The 14943-nt window shown below is 57.4% G+C and carries 11 protein-coding genes and 1 pseudogene; 6 read left to right on the forward strand and 6 right to left on the reverse strand.

Annotation, left to right across the window (positions count from 1 at the left end):
• Nucleotides 1–124 precede the first annotated feature (124 nt).
• Nucleotides 125–751: a hypothetical protein gene (locus ACTHNZ_RS10140; protein WP_440542371.1), complete on the forward strand. Its 627-nt coding sequence runs from the start codon at nucleotides 125–127 to the stop codon at nucleotides 749–751.
• A 321-nt stretch (nucleotides 752–1072) separates the two neighbouring features.
• Here ACTHNZ_RS10140 and ACTHNZ_RS10145 read toward each other — a convergent pair whose 3' ends face one another.
• On the reverse strand, nucleotides 1073–1960 hold the full coding sequence (locus ACTHNZ_RS10145; protein WP_440542372.1) for a LysR family transcriptional regulator: 888 nt from the start codon (nucleotides 1958–1960) through the stop codon (nucleotides 1073–1075).
• 143 nt (nucleotides 1961–2103) lie between these two features.
• Here ACTHNZ_RS10145 and ACTHNZ_RS10150 point away from each other — a divergent pair, with 143 nt between their 5' ends.
• Both ACTHNZ_RS10150 and ACTHNZ_RS10155 read left to right on the forward strand, forming a co-directional pair.
• A complete protein-coding gene (locus tag ACTHNZ_RS10150; protein ID WP_440542373.1) occupies nucleotides 2104–2856 on the forward strand; it encodes an SDR family oxidoreductase in 753 nt (250 codons plus the stop codon).
• Nucleotides 2857–3016: 160 nt separating this feature from the next.
• Nucleotides 3017–3697: a glutathione S-transferase family protein gene (locus tag ACTHNZ_RS10155; protein WP_440542374.1), complete on the forward strand. Its 681-nt coding sequence runs from the start codon at nucleotides 3017–3019 to the stop codon at nucleotides 3695–3697.
• Nucleotides 3698–4005: 308 nt separating this feature from the next.
• Here ACTHNZ_RS10155 and ACTHNZ_RS10160 read toward each other — a convergent pair whose 3' ends face one another.
• A complete protein-coding gene (locus ACTHNZ_RS10160; protein WP_440542381.1) occupies nucleotides 4006–4776 on the reverse strand; it encodes an SDR family NAD(P)-dependent oxidoreductase in 771 nt (256 codons plus the stop codon).
• Nucleotides 4777–4991: 215 nt separating this feature from the next.
• Entirely contained in the window at nucleotides 4992–5942 is a 951-nt protein-coding gene (locus tag ACTHNZ_RS10165; protein WP_440542375.1) for a LysR substrate-binding domain-containing protein, read from the reverse strand.
• 129 nt (nucleotides 5943–6071) lie between these two features.
• Between ACTHNZ_RS10165 and ACTHNZ_RS10170 the strand changes: the two genes are divergently transcribed.
• The 3 genes from ACTHNZ_RS10170 to pyk all read left to right on the forward strand — a co-directional run bounded on the left by ACTHNZ_RS10170 (nucleotide 6072) and on the right by pyk (nucleotide 10501).
• Complete coding sequence (locus ACTHNZ_RS10170) at nucleotides 6072–7349, forward strand: ribulose-bisphosphate carboxylase large subunit family protein (protein WP_440542376.1); 1278 nt, start codon at nucleotides 6072–6074, stop codon at nucleotides 7347–7349.
• Nucleotides 7350–7354: 5 nt separating this feature from the next.
• On the forward strand, nucleotides 7355–8764 hold the full coding sequence (locus ACTHNZ_RS10175) for a four-carbon acid sugar kinase family protein (protein ID WP_440542377.1): 1410 nt from the start codon (nucleotides 7355–7357) through the stop codon (nucleotides 8762–8764).
• A 324-nt stretch (nucleotides 8765–9088) separates the two neighbouring features.
• The gene (pyk, locus tag ACTHNZ_RS10180) at nucleotides 9089–10501 is read left to right on the forward strand and encodes a pyruvate kinase (protein ID WP_440542378.1); all 1413 of its coding nucleotides are present in this window, start codon (nucleotides 9089–9091) and stop codon (nucleotides 10499–10501) included.
• Between the two features lie 663 nt (nucleotides 10502–11164).
• Here pyk and ACTHNZ_RS10185 read toward each other — a convergent pair.
• The 3 genes and pseudogenes from ACTHNZ_RS10185 to ACTHNZ_RS10195 all read right to left on the reverse strand — a co-directional run.
• Nucleotides 11165–12994 (reverse strand): TRAP transporter large permease, encoded by a 1830-nt coding sequence (locus ACTHNZ_RS10185; RefSeq protein ID WP_440542382.1) that lies wholly within the window; start codon nucleotides 12992–12994, stop codon nucleotides 11165–11167.
• 77 nt (nucleotides 12995–13071) lie between these two features.
• Nucleotides 13072–14103 carry a TRAP transporter substrate-binding protein gene (locus tag ACTHNZ_RS10190; protein ID WP_440542379.1) on the reverse strand — a complete coding sequence of 344 codons (1032 nt, stop codon included), beginning with the start codon at nucleotides 14101–14103 and terminating at the stop codon, nucleotides 13072–13074.
• A gap of 611 nt (nucleotides 14104–14714) precedes the next feature.
• Nucleotides 14715–14943, reverse strand: a pseudogene (locus tag ACTHNZ_RS10195) (DUF1697 domain-containing protein); the annotation flags it as partial.

Consider the following 14943-nt stretch of genomic DNA (forward strand, 5'->3'; position numbering starts at 1 on the left):
GGTCTACATGGTTGAACTTGGGCGACTTCGCGTTCGTTGGAGAGCCGTAGGTGCCGCAGTGCTATGGCTGTCTTTCTCGCTCTCAGCAACCGCGGCAACCGCGGCAGCCGAGAGCGATGCCGATATGGCTGCCGAAGTCCTGCAAATCAAGCACGAAGTACTGACGCGGGCACGGTCTTGCGAGACGCACTATGCCGAGAATGGGCGAACATTCAGGTTCGCGGAATATTTTTGGGAAGGGCGTTATTTAGAGGTGCTGAGCGGCGCGGCCCTCGTGGCGGCTACGTTGCCGGCGGCGAACCAAGGCCGGATGGAGCAGGCGTTTAGCGAGCAAGACCGTTTGCTTGGCGAAATCGCATCGATGCGAAGCGAGAGCGAGTGGAACACCGCATGCGGAGATTTGTACATTCGCTTGGCCGATAAAGAAAGACACATGGATGCATTCGATCAGCCGACGCAACGTCGTATGTCTGACGTCTATGTCCGCAGTGGTGCCAAGCCGTCGGTCCGCAGGGATAACGACCTTACCATCGGTTGCATGAAGGCCCGGTACAACCACGGCATGCGCGACTTCGATACCGTGAAACTGGTTTGTGGGTGCTTGACGGATGCGTTGGTCAGTTCGGCCTCGGATGAGCAATTGGCGGCGCTGGCGGAAAATCCTGCGGGCTTGGTTGCTCAACCGTGGTTCGCGGTCGCACGGCCTAAGCTCAACGCGTGCAAAGTGCTTTGGGGACGGGATCCGCATTGAGTCGTTGGGGTGGGGTGGGGTGTGGGTTCACGTCGGTGATCTCGATCTCGTATTCGGCATGCTTGCCGATAAACTACGATCCGACAGCGCGGCGGCGCTACTCGCTGCGTCGCGAACGAACGCCGTTCGTGGTCGGCGTCCGCCGACTGGGTCGGCGGTTATCGACCCGAAGCAGGCGTTCAGCCTAGAAGGCAACGAATGGCAGCAACGCGGGCTAAAGGAGACCTTGACATATGCATGTCTCACGGCTGCCATCTCCGAAAAATCGGCCGATTCGACGAAAGGTACGTGCTCGCTGACGATTGGCATTTCAGCAAGCTGCTAAGGATTTGGAAACGCGATTTTGTTGAAAGCCAAAATCGTCGAAAATACGCCGGAAATGAACTCAATAAACACTATGGCCCGTGTTGGAAGCAACCTATTTGCAACATAGACAATCTGAACTGGGACGGCCGGAGCAAAGTGCCCGGTCAGAATTAACTGCAAACGACCGCTTTTTAACCCTTCCTCGAACAGCCATTCCGGCCCATGCCCGACTCCTAACCCTGCAGTGACCGCTGCTCGAACGGCCTCGGGTGAGTTGACTCTCAACCTGCCAGAGACCGGAATATCGGCGTCACGAAAGCGCCATGTCGCACCGGACGACAGCAAAGTGTAGACCACGCAATCATGTTCGCGCAGGTCATCAGGTGTGTCTGGAACTCCGCGTTTCGCCAGATAGTCCTTGCTGGCCACGACCACACGCTCGTACATTCCTATGCGCCTAGCGCGTAGCGCACTGTCCTCCAGATGTCCAATGCGAATCGCGAGCTCGACTCCCTCGTCTACAAGGTTCACGTAGCGATCGCTGATCTGAAGATCCAGCGTCAATCTGGGATACCGCTCCAGAAAGACCGGGACCTGAGGCAACACATATGCATGCGCTAACGCCGTGGGACAGGCAACGCGCAAGAGTCCCGATGGATCAACACTGTTCCTGAAAGACGATTCAGATTCGTCCACCGCGTCAAGAATCCGGCGGATATCGGCGTAGTAGCGTTCACCCTCGGGCGTCAGGGCAAGCTTTCGTGTGGATCGGTGCAGCAGCCGCGTTTGGAGATGGTCCTCCAGCGCGGCTACATAGCGGCTGACGTTGGGCTGGCCCAATCCCAAATCTCGCCCTGCAGCAGAAAAACTCCCCGTCTCTACGGCCCGTGCGAAGCACGTCATCAAGAGGAATCGGTCCACGCGCCTCCCAATTCATGCAACAGAAGCATGAAATATATTCAAAGCAGACATCTTATCGCCACGTCGGCATAGGTGCACATTTCTCCCTGTTGACCACGGTTGGTTGTTACTTACAGGAGAAATCAATGTCGCGCTTGCAAGGTAAACGCACCCTTATCACCGGCGGCACCAGCGGCATCGGTCTGGAAACCGCGAAGCAGTTTTTGGCCGAGGGCGCCAGCGTCGTCGTCACGGGAGTCAATCCCGATTCGATCGCCAAGGCGCAAGCCGAACTTGGACCCGAGGTGCCGGTTCTACGGGCCGACTCGGCCAGCGTCTCTGCCCAAAAGGAACTGGCACAAGCCATCAAGGACCACTATGGCCAACTAGACGTTGCCTTTCTCAATGCTGGTGTATCCGTCTGGTTGCCGATCGAGGAATGGACGGAAGAGATGTTCGATCGCTCGTTCGATGTCAATGTCAAGGGACCCTATTTCTTGCTCCAGGCGTTGCTGCCGGTGTTCGCTAGCCCGGCGTCGGTCGTGCTCAATACGTCCATCAGTGCGCATGTTGGCGCCGAGCGCTCCTCCGTTTATGCGGCCACCAAGGCTGCGGTGCTGAATATGTCGAAGACGCTTTCGGCGGAACTGCTTGGACGCGGCGTGCGCGTCAATGCGGTCAGCCCCGGCCCGGTCGACACGCCGCTGTACGACAAGCTCGGCATCCCCGACGCCTACCGCGAACAAGTCAACAGGGATATTGCCGCCACCATCCCACTCGGCCGCTTCGGTACTCCGGAGGAGGTGGCCAAGGCTGTGCTGTACCTGGCCTCCGACGAGTCCCGTTGGACGGTCGGATCGGAAATCGTCGTGGATGGCGGCCGCATGCTCAACCGCTGATCGAGCAGCGCCGGAGCTCGGGGAAAGCGTCTTCTGTTCGCGCACGAGTATCAGGTGCTGCGTTCGGCGTCACGCTTCCCCCTCCCGCGAGGCAAAAAGAGCAGAGACACGGAAAACTTCCTTATGCACTGCCGCTGCACACAGACCATTCGAGCCTGATATGACAATGCACTCGCTTACTCTGATCAGTCACCCGCTGTGCCCGTTCGTCCAGCGAGCTGCCATCGTTTTGCTTGAGAAACAAGTTGCGTTCGAGCGTATCAACGTGGATCTCAACGCCAAGCCGGCTTGGTTTTTGGCACTGTCACCGACTGCCAAGGTTCCTTTGCTCCAAATCCGGCAGCCCGACGGCGAAGAAGAGATCTTGTTTGAAAGTATGGCGATTTGCGAATATCTGGACGAAACGCAACCCGGCCCACATCTCTACCCGGCCAATCCAGTGGCACACGCCAAGCATAGAGCCTGGATTGAATTTGGCTCAGCGACCCTGGGCGAGGCGTGGGGGTACTTAAACGCCAAGAACCATGCCAGTGCCGAAGCAAAAGCCACGTCGTTCAAAGAACGGCTGGTCCAACTCGAAAACGTCCTAGGCCACGGTCCGTACTTCGACGGTGAGATCTTTGGCATGGTAGACGCGGTCTTTGCCCCCATCTTTCGCTACTTCGACGCCTTAGAGACAGATGGTGTCCCGTTAATTTTCGCGGACATTCCCAAAGTCAACGCCTGGCGTAGAAATCTCCAAGGAAGAGCTAGTGTGATCGGCGCCGTTTCTGTAGATTATCAGGCCCTTTTTCTAGCGCACTTGCGACGGCAAAAGGCCGTACTGGCCGAGAAAATGTAGGATGCGTCCCCATCGCCTCACGTGCTCTATTGTAACGCGCCCCTCCGTTACAAATCCATCCCGAGACCTTATAGCCCCAGCCGGACGCTACCAAAGGTTCTTCTCGGGAACCACCGCTAAAAAATGCCACCGCCTCGCGTGCTCGGAAAGACGATTGTCGAATGATTGTCATCGAGCATTCGTTCGGTAGGCGAAATATTCACAGAGCCTTGATATCGGAGACGGCTGAAGGCGATTGGCGAGCGACAACCACGTCACAACCAGCAGATTGTTCTGACGCGCTTCGAGCCGGTGTCGTCATGTCCCGTTCAAACCGCACCCGCTCCCCATGCAAGGAATCCGCCGTCCACCGGAAGCACAATTCCGTTCGTATACGCGGCCTCTTCCGATGCCAGATAGCACACCGCCGCAGCGATTTCCGACGTCGTGCCGTAGCGCTTCATAGGAATCGCATTTGAATATTCGGCGCGGAACTCTTCACTGTGCAGCGCCTTGGTCATCGGCGTATCGACTGGGCCTGGCGCGATTGCGTTAGCTGTAATGCCGTAATCGCAGAGCTCCACTGCCATCTGGCGGGTTAAAGCAATAACGGCCCCTTTCGAGGTGCCGTATGCCGTGCGGCCTTTACCGACCGCTCGCATGCCTGCTACCGAGGCGATATTGATTATGCGGCCCCAGCGATTCTTTACCATCAGACGTGCGGCGTGCTGGGAGCACAAGAACGCCCCCGTTACATTGACCTGCATCGTTTTGAGAAACGTGTCCAGTGGGTAGTCGATGAACGGCACCAGCTTCGCAATACCGGCGCCGTTGACCAACACGTCGCAACGCCCATGTCTTTTGTCAAGTTCACCGAACGCAGCGGCAATCGACTCTGAATTTGAAACGTCCATCTCAATGGCCGACACTGACAGGCCCGCGCGCTGAAATCTCGACGCCGCCTCTTCCGCCGCGCTCTTATTGATATCGGCAAGAACAACGTGATAGCCACGTTTCGCGAGCTGTTCCGCCGAATCGGCCCCGATGCCCATCGCGCCACCTGTAACCACTGCAACGCGGCTCGCGTCGCTTTGCTTCATCTGCTCCACGCTGTCTCCTTGAGCGTAAGACCGCTGCAGGCTTCGATTCCGATGCCTGGAAGCGGATCGAATGATGGCGCTGCGCGCCATCTCATGAGCAGATTATTGAAGCCGCAGCGGGCTAGGTCAAAGGATAATAAAGCAGCGGGCAGTGAGAAAAAGTCACAGGCCGGATACAGAGATTTCGCCTGCAAGAAAACACGCCGCAGCTGGCTTCATGTCTCCATCTCACGTAACTCGTTCCTCAGCCATTCAACTAGGGCGACTGTCTTCGGCTGATTTTCGGCATGAGGAGCAACCCAGAGCACGAGGTGCACTGGGCCCGGGACGAAACCGAACGGCGCGACAAGACCGGCTGAGTCCAGTTCGTCTCGGACGAGCATTCTCGGCACTGCCGCAACCCCCAACCCGCACTTGGCGGCCTGAATCTGAAGATAGAAATGATCAAACGATTCAGCAATATCGGGCGGAGCCTCGAGTACGGTCGAGGTCGCCTTGTACCAGTCAGCCCACGCGGACGGTCGTGTATTGGTTGCCAGAAGCCGCGCGCGCGCCAGGTCGCTCGGTTTTTCGATCCGGTTCATGCGCATGTATTCCGGGGAGCAAACCGCGCCGATCCATTCCTCAATCAACGGAACAGGGGTTACGCCTTTGGGTACAGGGATGGAGGACAGCCGTATCGCTACCGTTATCTTGTCCCGCGTGAAGTCGATTTCACCATGACCAGTGTTGAAACTCAGGTCAAGCGACGGGATCGCATTCTTGAGCTTTGAGAGGCGTGGCAGCAACCAGTACATCATGATCGAAGCCGAGCACGAGAGCGTCAACGGACCCGGCTTCAACTGATCGACGGTCTTTTGGATGAGGTTGAACGCCACGCTCAGGCCTTCCGCCATCTGGGCGCCTTCGGGCGTCGGCTCCGTCGAGTGTGCATTGCGTGACAGCAGCAGGACACCCAGTTGGTCTTCAAGTGCGCGTATATGTCTGCTCACCGCGCCGTGAGTCACGTTGAGTTCTTCAGCGGCAGCACCGAAACTTCGCAGGCGCGCCGTGGCTTCAAAAGCTCGCAGCGCATTCAATGAAAGTCGAGGCACCTGGACTCCTGTTGGGCCCGAAGCCCACTGCTTACGGAAGCGGCCTATTGTGAGTTTTTCGCTCAGGGTCAAGAAATCATATCGTTTGATGTCGCGAGACGTCAAATCTATATTCTGCTCATCCCCGGCTAAAGCGCACGCGGCCACGGCAGGCCCCATGTGCCCGGTTTCAGCTCGAATACCTAGTACGAAGAGACAAACATGGTCGAAATCCCCCATCGAAGAGCCGAATTCACTGCGCGCTATTTCGTCGAGAGTTCAGTACCGATTGCAAAAGCCGCAGAGGTAATCGCAGGCGAACAGTCCAGCGGGACGTTTCTTGCGCTGCCCGGGGAGACTGATGCGCTGAAGAACCGTGCCCGTGCCCGTGTAGTGAAGGTGGATTCGCACTCTCCTGTTCTGGAGCCTTCCCTGTACAGTGCTCATGTCGAACGCAGGGGATCCCCGAGTGTCTATTTCCGGGGTGAGATCGAGATCGCCTTTCCGGTCGACAACATTGGTCCTAACTTGCCGACCCTCCTGTCAACGGTCGCGGGTAATCTGTTTGAGTTGGGAGAAGTGACAGGGCTACGCTTGCTCGATATCGATCTGCCGGCGACCTACGCCGCCCAGTTCCCTGGTCCTCAGTTCGGCATTAGCGGAACCCGCGACTTCGCTAAGGTCTACGACAGACCAATGATCGGCACCATCATCAAGCCAAGCATTGGCTTGCTTCCCGCACAGACGGCAGAGATCGTCGACAGTCTCTGTGCCGCAGACATCGATTTCATCAAGGACGACGAGCTTCTCGCTGATCCCACATACGCGAGCTTCGACGAGCGTCTCGCAGCCGTCATGCCCGTCCTGCATCGGCACGCCGACCGCATGGGCCGTATGCCCATGTACGCAATCAACATCTCCGGCACAATCGACGAGCTGCTCCAGCGACACGATGCGGTGGTACGGGCGGGCGGTACTTGCGTGATGGTTTGCATTAATTGGGTCGGCTTTGCTGGCGTCGAGCACCTTCGCAAGCATGCGCAACTGCCCATCCACGGTCACCGCAATGGTTGGGGCGCACTCACCCGCTATCCGCAACTCGGGTTCTCCTTTAAGGCGTATCAGAAGCTGTGGCGACTTGCTGGGGTGGATCAACTGCACGTCAACGGCATTCGCAGCAAGTTCTGGGAACCAGACGCGTCCGTCATCGAATCGGCCCGTGCGTGCCTGACACCGTTCGCGGGTGTGCAGCCGTCGATGCCCGTTTTTTCATCTGGCCAGTGGGCGTCCCAAGCCCCTGATCTTTATGCTCAGTTGGGTTCCGTAGACCTGATGCATTTGGCGGGCGGCGGAATCATCGGACATCCGCATGGAATTGCCGCGGGTGTTGCAAGTATGCGGGAAGGGTGGGAAGCAGCTGTCGAAGGGATCGACCTGAACATCTTCGCGGAGTCCCGACCTGCGCTGCGTGCTGCGCTGTCTCACTTTCAATCGGCGTGATCCGGATGAGCGCAAAATCCGAACATTCAGCAGCGGCACTGAGGCTGGCTTTCTACGGCGACGACTTTACCGGATCGACGGACGCTCTCGAGGTTCTGGCCTTCGCGGGGCTTAGGTGCGCGCTTTTTTTGAACGCGCCTTCGTCCGAAAAACTATCGCAACTCGGCGGATTCGACGCCATCGGTGTCGCAGGCGACAGCCGAGGCATGAGTCCGTCCGAAATGGACCGGTCTCTTCCACCGCTTTTCGAAGCTCTGCACGCCCTCGATGCTCCAATCCTTCACTACAAAGTCTGTTCGACTTTCGATAGCGGCCCGGCGATAGGAAGCATCGGCAGAGTCTTGGAGATAGCCCGGGCGGGCATCACTCGGAATCCAGTTCCGATTGTTGCCGGTACGCCGGCATTGAAGCGCTACTGCGCGTTTGGAAACCTGTTCGCTCGGTCCGGTACCGACAACAAGACTTATCGAATCGATCGCCATCCAATTATGAGCGCCCACCCGGTCACACCGATGGCCGAGGGAGATCTTCTGCGTCATTTGGCCCTGCAGACCGCTTTGCCTCTCTCCGGCTTCCAGCTGCCGAGTCTGGAAGGTACTCGCGAAGAAGTCGACCTGGCATGGTCGAAAGCAATTTCAACGGGCGACTCGGGAATCTTGCTCGATTCAGTGGCTCCACGTCATCTAACCGAAGTTGGCCGGCTCCTCGACAACTACGCGGTGGCGGTCGGCTCCGTATTTACAATCGGTTCGTCTGGTGTCGAATATGCGCTGACTCAATGGTGGCGGGAACTCGGTAGCCTTCCCGAAACGCAGCGGTCTTATGACCGTATTGCGCCGACGAATCAGATCCTTGCCATTTCCGGAAGCGCCTCACCGCTGTCGTCCGCACAGATCGACGCGGCGATCACGGCAGGCTTCGCCGAAATCGCCATCGACGCAAAAGCGCTCGTTCGAGAAGATTCTTGGCAACGGACAGCGCAAGATATCGCCGTCCGCGCGGTTGCGCTGCTCAGTGAAGGGCACAGCGTCATTTTGCATACCGCCCGTGGCCCGAACGACGCACGCATCGCCGAAATGCTCGAGTACTTTACCGCTCGCGGACTGACCGACGACGATGCTCGGCATCAAGGTGGTCGGTTGCTTGGGCAACGGCTCGGCGCAATTGCGAATGATGTCCTCGAAGCCACTCACCTGCAACGACTGGTTCTCTCAGGCGGAGATACGTCCAGCCAGGTCACCCAAGTCCTTGGCCCTGACGCGCTTGAGATTGACGGTCGCCTGGCCGTGGGCGCACCGCTGTGCCGTGTAATTTCCGAAAAGCCTCATTTGCGAAACCTTCAGCTTGCTCTGAAAGGTGGGCAAATGGGCGACCAAACCTTTTTTGTCGTCGCACGCGATGGCATCACGAGATGACTCCGGCGCGATGCTGCAACATTGCTTGCTCCGTAAAGTGGAGCCTCACAGCGCGAACCGCCACGGAAAGCATGAACCCCACTGCATCAACCAGAAATGGGGGAATACGGTCGACCTTACGGTGATTGAAAACAGCAGGACCTAGGCGCTGCACCACGTCGGTCAGGCCGCTTACCGCACGGATATAGAACAGTTGCAATATCGCGTCGCATCTCGAAGTTAGAAGGCTGCTCGCAATGCCGACTAGCCTCATCTCTCCTTGCGCGAAAACCTCGTCTCGCTTCTCGCGCAGGAAGTCTCACCTCAACGTAAAGATTTTGATCGATGAATAGAAACCGCTCCACGAAAATCGTGGCGACGCTCGGACCGTCGAGCTCGTCCGAAAGCCTGATTGAGAGCCTCTATATCTCCGGCGCCGATGTCTTCCGGTTGAATATGAGTCACGGCACCCATGCGGAGCAGGCTCAACGACTGCTTGCAATTCGACGCATCGAGGCCCGACATGGACGGCCAATCGGCATACTGCTCGACCTGCAAGGACCAAAGCTACGTGTGGCGCGATTCAAAGATGGGAAAGTCGAGGTGCGGCCGGGACAGACTTTCAGCTTCGACCTTGGTAGCGCTTCAGGCGACGCGTCGCGGGTCTGCCTGCCGCACCCGGAAGTCTTCGCAGTCGCCACGATTGGCGATACTCTGCTCGCCAACGACGGCCTGCTGAGGTTCAGGATTGTCGACACGTCGCTCACTTGCATTACGACCGAAGTCGTTGTCGGTGGAGTCCTCTCGGACCGAAAAGGAGTCAATGTCCCGAGCGTCGTCCTCCCCATTCCGGCACTGACCGATAAGGACAGGCAAGACCTGCAATTTGGCCTTGAGCAAGGCGTAGAGTGGATCGCACTGTCATTTGTACAGCGGCCGGACGATGTGCGCGATGCGCGTAATCTGACTGGAGGCCGGGCGAAGATCATGGCGAAAATCGAGAAGCCATCCGCTGTCGATTCGATCGAAGAGATTATCGAGGCCTCCGACGGAATCATGATCGCGCGTGGCGATATGGGTGTTGAGTTGCCACCGGAGGAAGTTCCTGTCATCCAGAAGCGAATCGTGAGTCTATGTCGGCAGGCAGGAAAACCAGTCGTTGTGGCGACGCAGATGCTGGAGTCGATGGTTAGTTCTGCCGTGCCCACCCGAGCCGAGACGTCCGATGTCGCGACCGCCGTTTTTGACGGTGCCGATGCCGTCATGCTGTCCGCGGAGTCCGCGTCCGGTGCCTTTCCCCTCGAAGCGGTTTCGATGATGAATAGAATCATCGAGCACACGGAGAATGCACCGACATATCGTCAATTTCTGAAAGCGGTGGCACCGCCTGCCACCGCCGACACACCAGAAGCGATCAGTGCAGCGATTTTTACCATTACCTCGATGTTGTCGGTTTCAGCGATCGTTGCCTATACCACTTCCGGCGCAACCGCAGCGAGAATTGCTCGCGAGCGCCCCGGCTCTCGCATACTGTCACTTACGCCGGATGAGGTCGTTGCGCGTCAACTTGCGTTGACGTGGGGCACCTGTCCTCTGTGTGTCGATGACGCGGACAACATCGAAGATATGGTCACGAAAGCTATGGCTGCGGCGCATCGGATCGGTGTCGCCCGCCACAAGCCGCTCTTGATCGCCGCAGGTGTACCGTTTGGCACGCCCGGCGTCAGTAATCTTCTCAGAATCGTCTACCCCGCCTGACAGTCGTGGGCTCGCAGCGTATGTCTCGATGAACTTCGACGGGCGTTGGTATTCGCGATGGTAACGACAAAACGGAATCTCAAAAAAACGCGATACGGACCAACGCAGTCGCGACAGATGCTTCTCCCGTGCCTTATCGTTCGTTAAAGAGCGATCACTGATTTCGCACCTCGCCCTCGCTTCGTTTCAATCCGGTCATGGTAGCCAGCATCTGCTATATCAACTGATCCGGACGACGTGCCTCTCATATTTGATGTGGAACGAAGGATTGGGCGGCGGCAACTATCAGCTTTACTGTGACGCTGAGCGCGAGATAGAGGCTATCGCAGCGGGTCGCGCAAGTGGCGGGCCGTGGACGCTCAGTGAGAAAGCCAGGTGCATTTTAGTACCGCGCGATGACGCCATCCGCACGGTTTGAACCAATGGGGATTGAGGTCCATCCAGCAGGCCGTACTCGTCGGGCGAAAGTACTGCACGATGCAAATTTGCTTCGCACTTGTATCTCAAGTGGCGTTGCCACCGGCCATCCGAGATCCATCGCACTGACGATACGAGAATTGCGACTCGAGCGGCGACGTCAGCCATTCGGAACGGTCGTAGGCCTCAAAAAAAGAGGCGGGGCTTGCACCCCGCCTCCTCAGTTCCGTCATGATGCCCCGACTCTTAACCCTTCAAAAAGCCGATCGAAATCCAAGGCACTGCCGCGATCACCGTGATCCCAATAAACAACGCCGCCATATAACCCATGATGGGTCGGATGCCCAGATTCGGCGAGATCTTGCTGACTGCGCACGCCCCATAGTAGCCGACTCCGAACGGCGGCGAGAACAGCCCCAGTCCCATCGAGAGAATCACGACCATTGCATATTGAACTTCGTGGATGCCAACAGCTCGAGCAATCGGGAACAGTAACGGGCCGAAGAGCACGATTGCAGGGATTCCTTCAAGGACGCTACCCAATATGATGAACATGAAGATTGACACGACCATGAAGGAGAATGCGCCGCCAGGCAGACGCTGCATGAAGTCGGCCAGTCCATGGGAGAAGCCAGACTGTGTGAGCGCCCACGCCATTGCAGTAGCCGTACCAATGATGATAAGGATCGCTCCCGAAAGAGCAGCCGTCTCCACCAGCATGGGGCCGATTCGCTTCCAATCAAAGCATCGATACACCAAGAGCCCGACGACGACGGCATAGGCGATTCCAACCGTTGAGACCTCCGTTGCCGTTGCGACTCCTTCCACCACCGCCATACGGATGACAACCGGAAGTGCGAGTGCCGGGATCGATACCATAAACGCTTTCCCGACAAAGGACCACGCAGGTCTCCCGGACGACGTGGGTTCAGTCTTTCGCGCCCGCCACCAGACGAGCATGCATAACATGAACGCCAGTACAAGGCCCGGCAATAGACCGCCCGTAAAGAGCGCAGAGATTGATACCCCCGTAACCGATCCGATCGTGATGAGCACAATGCTTGGTGGCACCGTCTCAGTTTGCGCGCCGGTAGCCGATATCAACGCCACAAGCTCGCCGGGATTCTCGCCACGCTTCTTCATCTCAGGGAACAGAATCGGTGCAACAGCTGCCATATCGGCCGCCTTCGAGCCGGAGATCCCTGAAATCAGATACATTGCACCGACCAAGACATAGTAAAGACCACCCCTCACATGGCCCAGCAGCGATGCCAAGAAGTGGATCATCGCCCGCGCCATGCCCGTCATTTCGATGAGAAGTCCAAGGAAAATGAACATTGGCACGGCCAGCAGGAGGATCTGGGACATTCCTTCGTCCATGCGGCTAACGACGATTTCCAACGGCATGGAGGTGGATAAAGACAGGTAAGCAAATACGGAAAGACCGAAAGAGAAAGCAATCGGCATTCCACTCAGAACCGTAAAACCGACCACGCCAACGAAGAAAATTACAAGATTAAAGTTTCCAAGCGATTGCAGAACAGGTCCTGCATGTTCCAGCGCAAACACGGTCGCTAACGACACCACCATTCCAGTGATGGCGGTCTTCAGGCCGATTGCCAACAATTTGACCACGCAGATCAGGAGCATCGACACGACTCCAAAGACAACGGCCGCAACACGTAGGCCGTCGTTGATCTCCATTGTCGGGGTCAGAATATCCCACTGCTGCTTAATGTAAGCGATCGACGGAACAAGTATCAGTCCGAGGAAAAGCATGCTCGCAACCAGCGAGATAGTGTCCCAGAACGGATCCCAGTGCTCGCCCATGCGGTTGACCAGTGCCGTCATGCGCATGTGACTTCCTCGATGCAATGCCGTAGCGGCACCCGTCATCGCTAACCAAAGGAAGAGAATGGCAGCGAGTTCGTCGCTCCAGATTAGAGGGTGATGCAGGACATACCGCGCGACAACGCTGCTAAAAAGCAGGACAACTTCTGCCAGCACCAGGAGTGCTGCAGGCACCGAAACGATCAGGCCGAGCGCAAAGTCCACACGGGACAACCAGCGAGGCATCGTCCCAGTAGTGTGGTGGATGGTTGCGCTGGTTTGCTGTTCGAGCGCGTCGTCCACGTCTTTCAGCGTTCCCGTTCTCATGCCAGCTTCCCCGTGTATTTCTCCAGGAGGTTCCATTCCTCGTCGCCGAAAAATTGCTTCTGCTCCGCGTAGTAGTTCGAGGATTTGAGCACTTGGCGGAACGCGCCGGGGTCCGTGATGTTAAATGCAAGGCCTTTACCCTCAAGCGTCTTTTGCAACGAGGCGTTTAACTGGATCACGTCTTGACGTTGTTTCAACGCACTCGTATTGAGGTGCTTCGATACGATGTCGCGGACGGTGGGCGGCATCTTTTCCCACGCGGTCTTGTTGCCCAACAACCAGTAGCCGTCCCACATATGGTTTGTCATCGAGCAATACTTCTGGACTTCGTAGAGCTTCGCGGCGTCCACGACGGCGAGCGCGTTCTCCTGCCCGTCGACAACCCTTGTCTGCAACGAAGAATAGACCTCGTTGAAGCTGATCGACGCGGGCGCTGCAGAAAGCGACTCGAAGAGAGAGATCCAGAGGCGACCGCCGGGTACGCGAATTTTCATGCCCCGCAGGTCGGCAGGAGTCTTGATGGCCTTCGTACTGGTCGTGATCTGCCGAAAGCCGTTATTCCAGATTTTGTCCTGAACAACCAGATTCGCCTTTCCAATCATCCCTCTAACGTGGGCGCCGAGGTCGCCATCAAATGCCGCAAAAACCTGGTCGTAGTCTTTGTACGCGAAACCGACACCGGAAATGGACGCCTTCGGAACCAAAGTCGACAGGGTGTTTGCGCCCGACACCGCGTAAAACTCCAGTGCCCCGGCTCGCAACTGCGAGAACATATCCGGATCGCCACCGAGCTGATTATTTGGGAACACACGGAGGTCGACCCGGCCATCGGTCTCCTTTTTGATTGCATCCGACGCTTCTTGAAGGCGGACGTTCAGCGGATGGTTTGCCGGCAGGTTCGTGCCGACCTTATATGAAAATTCTGCTGCGTTGGCGCGTCGAACCCACGGACCCCCCAGGAGACCTGTCGCTGCGACAGCGGCTGCTCCGGTTCCGGTGATAAGAAAGCTTCTACGATTGAATCCCATGTAATCTGTCTCCGAAGATTTTGATATAGGCGCGCGTGGGACTTACGACTTATTCGGCTACTCGCCGCTCCTTCGACGCAAGGGTCGAGGGATGTGTTCGTGCGCTTTTGACTTGACGCGCCCGATGATCGTGGTGCGTGCATTTAGAGTAGCGGACGTGCCGCATCGAAACAAACGACTTTATCTCGGCCTACGGTGAGAAAAAATCGCTGGGGCCGGATCCGGCGCACGCCCCACGTCGGCGCATGCTCACCGGCACGGGTGTGTGAATAGAACTGGAGGGACATGAAGGTGGACAGGCGATGTTCGCGCGCAAGCAAGCGGTCGCGCTCGCTGCAGGACTAACGACTACGTCGACATTCTTGGTCTGCTAAAACAGGATCTAGTGTGAAAAGAACTCGTCGCATCGACCAAGCGGTCAATCGCCATCGGCGGTGATCAGGATGAGAGGAGAACGTGAAGTTGAGCGGTGTTTACCGGTTGAGCCTTGCATCGCTGATTGGCGAAATTTCCGACTACTACCGGAGCAAGTCCGGCCATTCGAGCCCCGAGTCTTTCTAGGCACTGAAGGTCGACTACTGGCCGAACGCAGCCCTCTGAGAAGAGCCGAACTACCCCGCCGCCCACTCGGCGAGCTTCGCCACCGTATTCATATTGCGGGCGGTGCCTGACTTGGCCGCACGGATTTCAGCTTCGATCCCGCCATCCCGTTTCCGTAATGCACGTAGATCTCCCGCGTTCCGAGCGCGATCTCTTCCGTCCGTTGGCCGCTCACGCCGGCCAGGGTGTCGGCGGGCGGAGGCTCGTCGAGGAAGATAGCGACCGTTCGATTCGGTGCAG

The sequence above is a fragment of the Trinickia sp. genome, assembly GCF_051953955.1.
Lineage (GTDB): Bacteria > Pseudomonadota > Gammaproteobacteria > Burkholderiales > Burkholderiaceae > Trinickia.

Bases quoted from the DNA above. Each gene is read 5' to 3' on its own strand.
- ACTHNZ_RS10140 (WP_440542371.1), top strand. From the start codon at position 125: ATGGCTGCCGAAGTCCTGCAAATCAAGCACGAAGTACTGACGCGGGCA.
- ACTHNZ_RS10145 (WP_440542372.1), bottom strand. From the start codon at position 1,960: ATGACGTGCTTCGCACGGGCCGTAGAGACGGGGAGTTTTTCTGCTGCA.
- ACTHNZ_RS10150 (WP_440542373.1), top strand. From the start codon at position 2,104: ATGTCGCGCTTGCAAGGTAAACGCACCCTTATCACCGGCGGCACCAGC.
- ACTHNZ_RS10155 (WP_440542374.1), top strand. From the start codon at position 3,017: ATGACAATGCACTCGCTTACTCTGATCAGTCACCCGCTGTGCCCGTTC.
- ACTHNZ_RS10160 (WP_440542381.1), bottom strand. From the start codon at position 4,776: ATGAAGCAAAGCGACGCGAGCCGCGTTGCAGTGGTTACAGGTGGCGCG.
- ACTHNZ_RS10170 (WP_440542376.1), top strand. From the start codon at position 6,072: ATGGTCGAAATCCCCCATCGAAGAGCCGAATTCACTGCGCGCTATTTC.
- ACTHNZ_RS10175 (WP_440542377.1), top strand. From the start codon at position 7,355: ATGAGCGCAAAATCCGAACATTCAGCAGCGGCACTGAGGCTGGCTTTC.
- pyk (WP_440542378.1), top strand. From the start codon at position 9,089: ATGAATAGAAACCGCTCCACGAAAATCGTGGCGACGCTCGGACCGTCG.
- ACTHNZ_RS10185 (WP_440542382.1), bottom strand. From the start codon at position 12,994: ATGCCTCGCTGGTTGTCCCGTGTGGACTTTGCGCTCGGCCTGATCGTT.
- ACTHNZ_RS10190 (WP_440542379.1), bottom strand. From the start codon at position 14,103: ATGGGATTCAATCGTAGAAGCTTTCTTATCACCGGAACCGGAGCAGCC.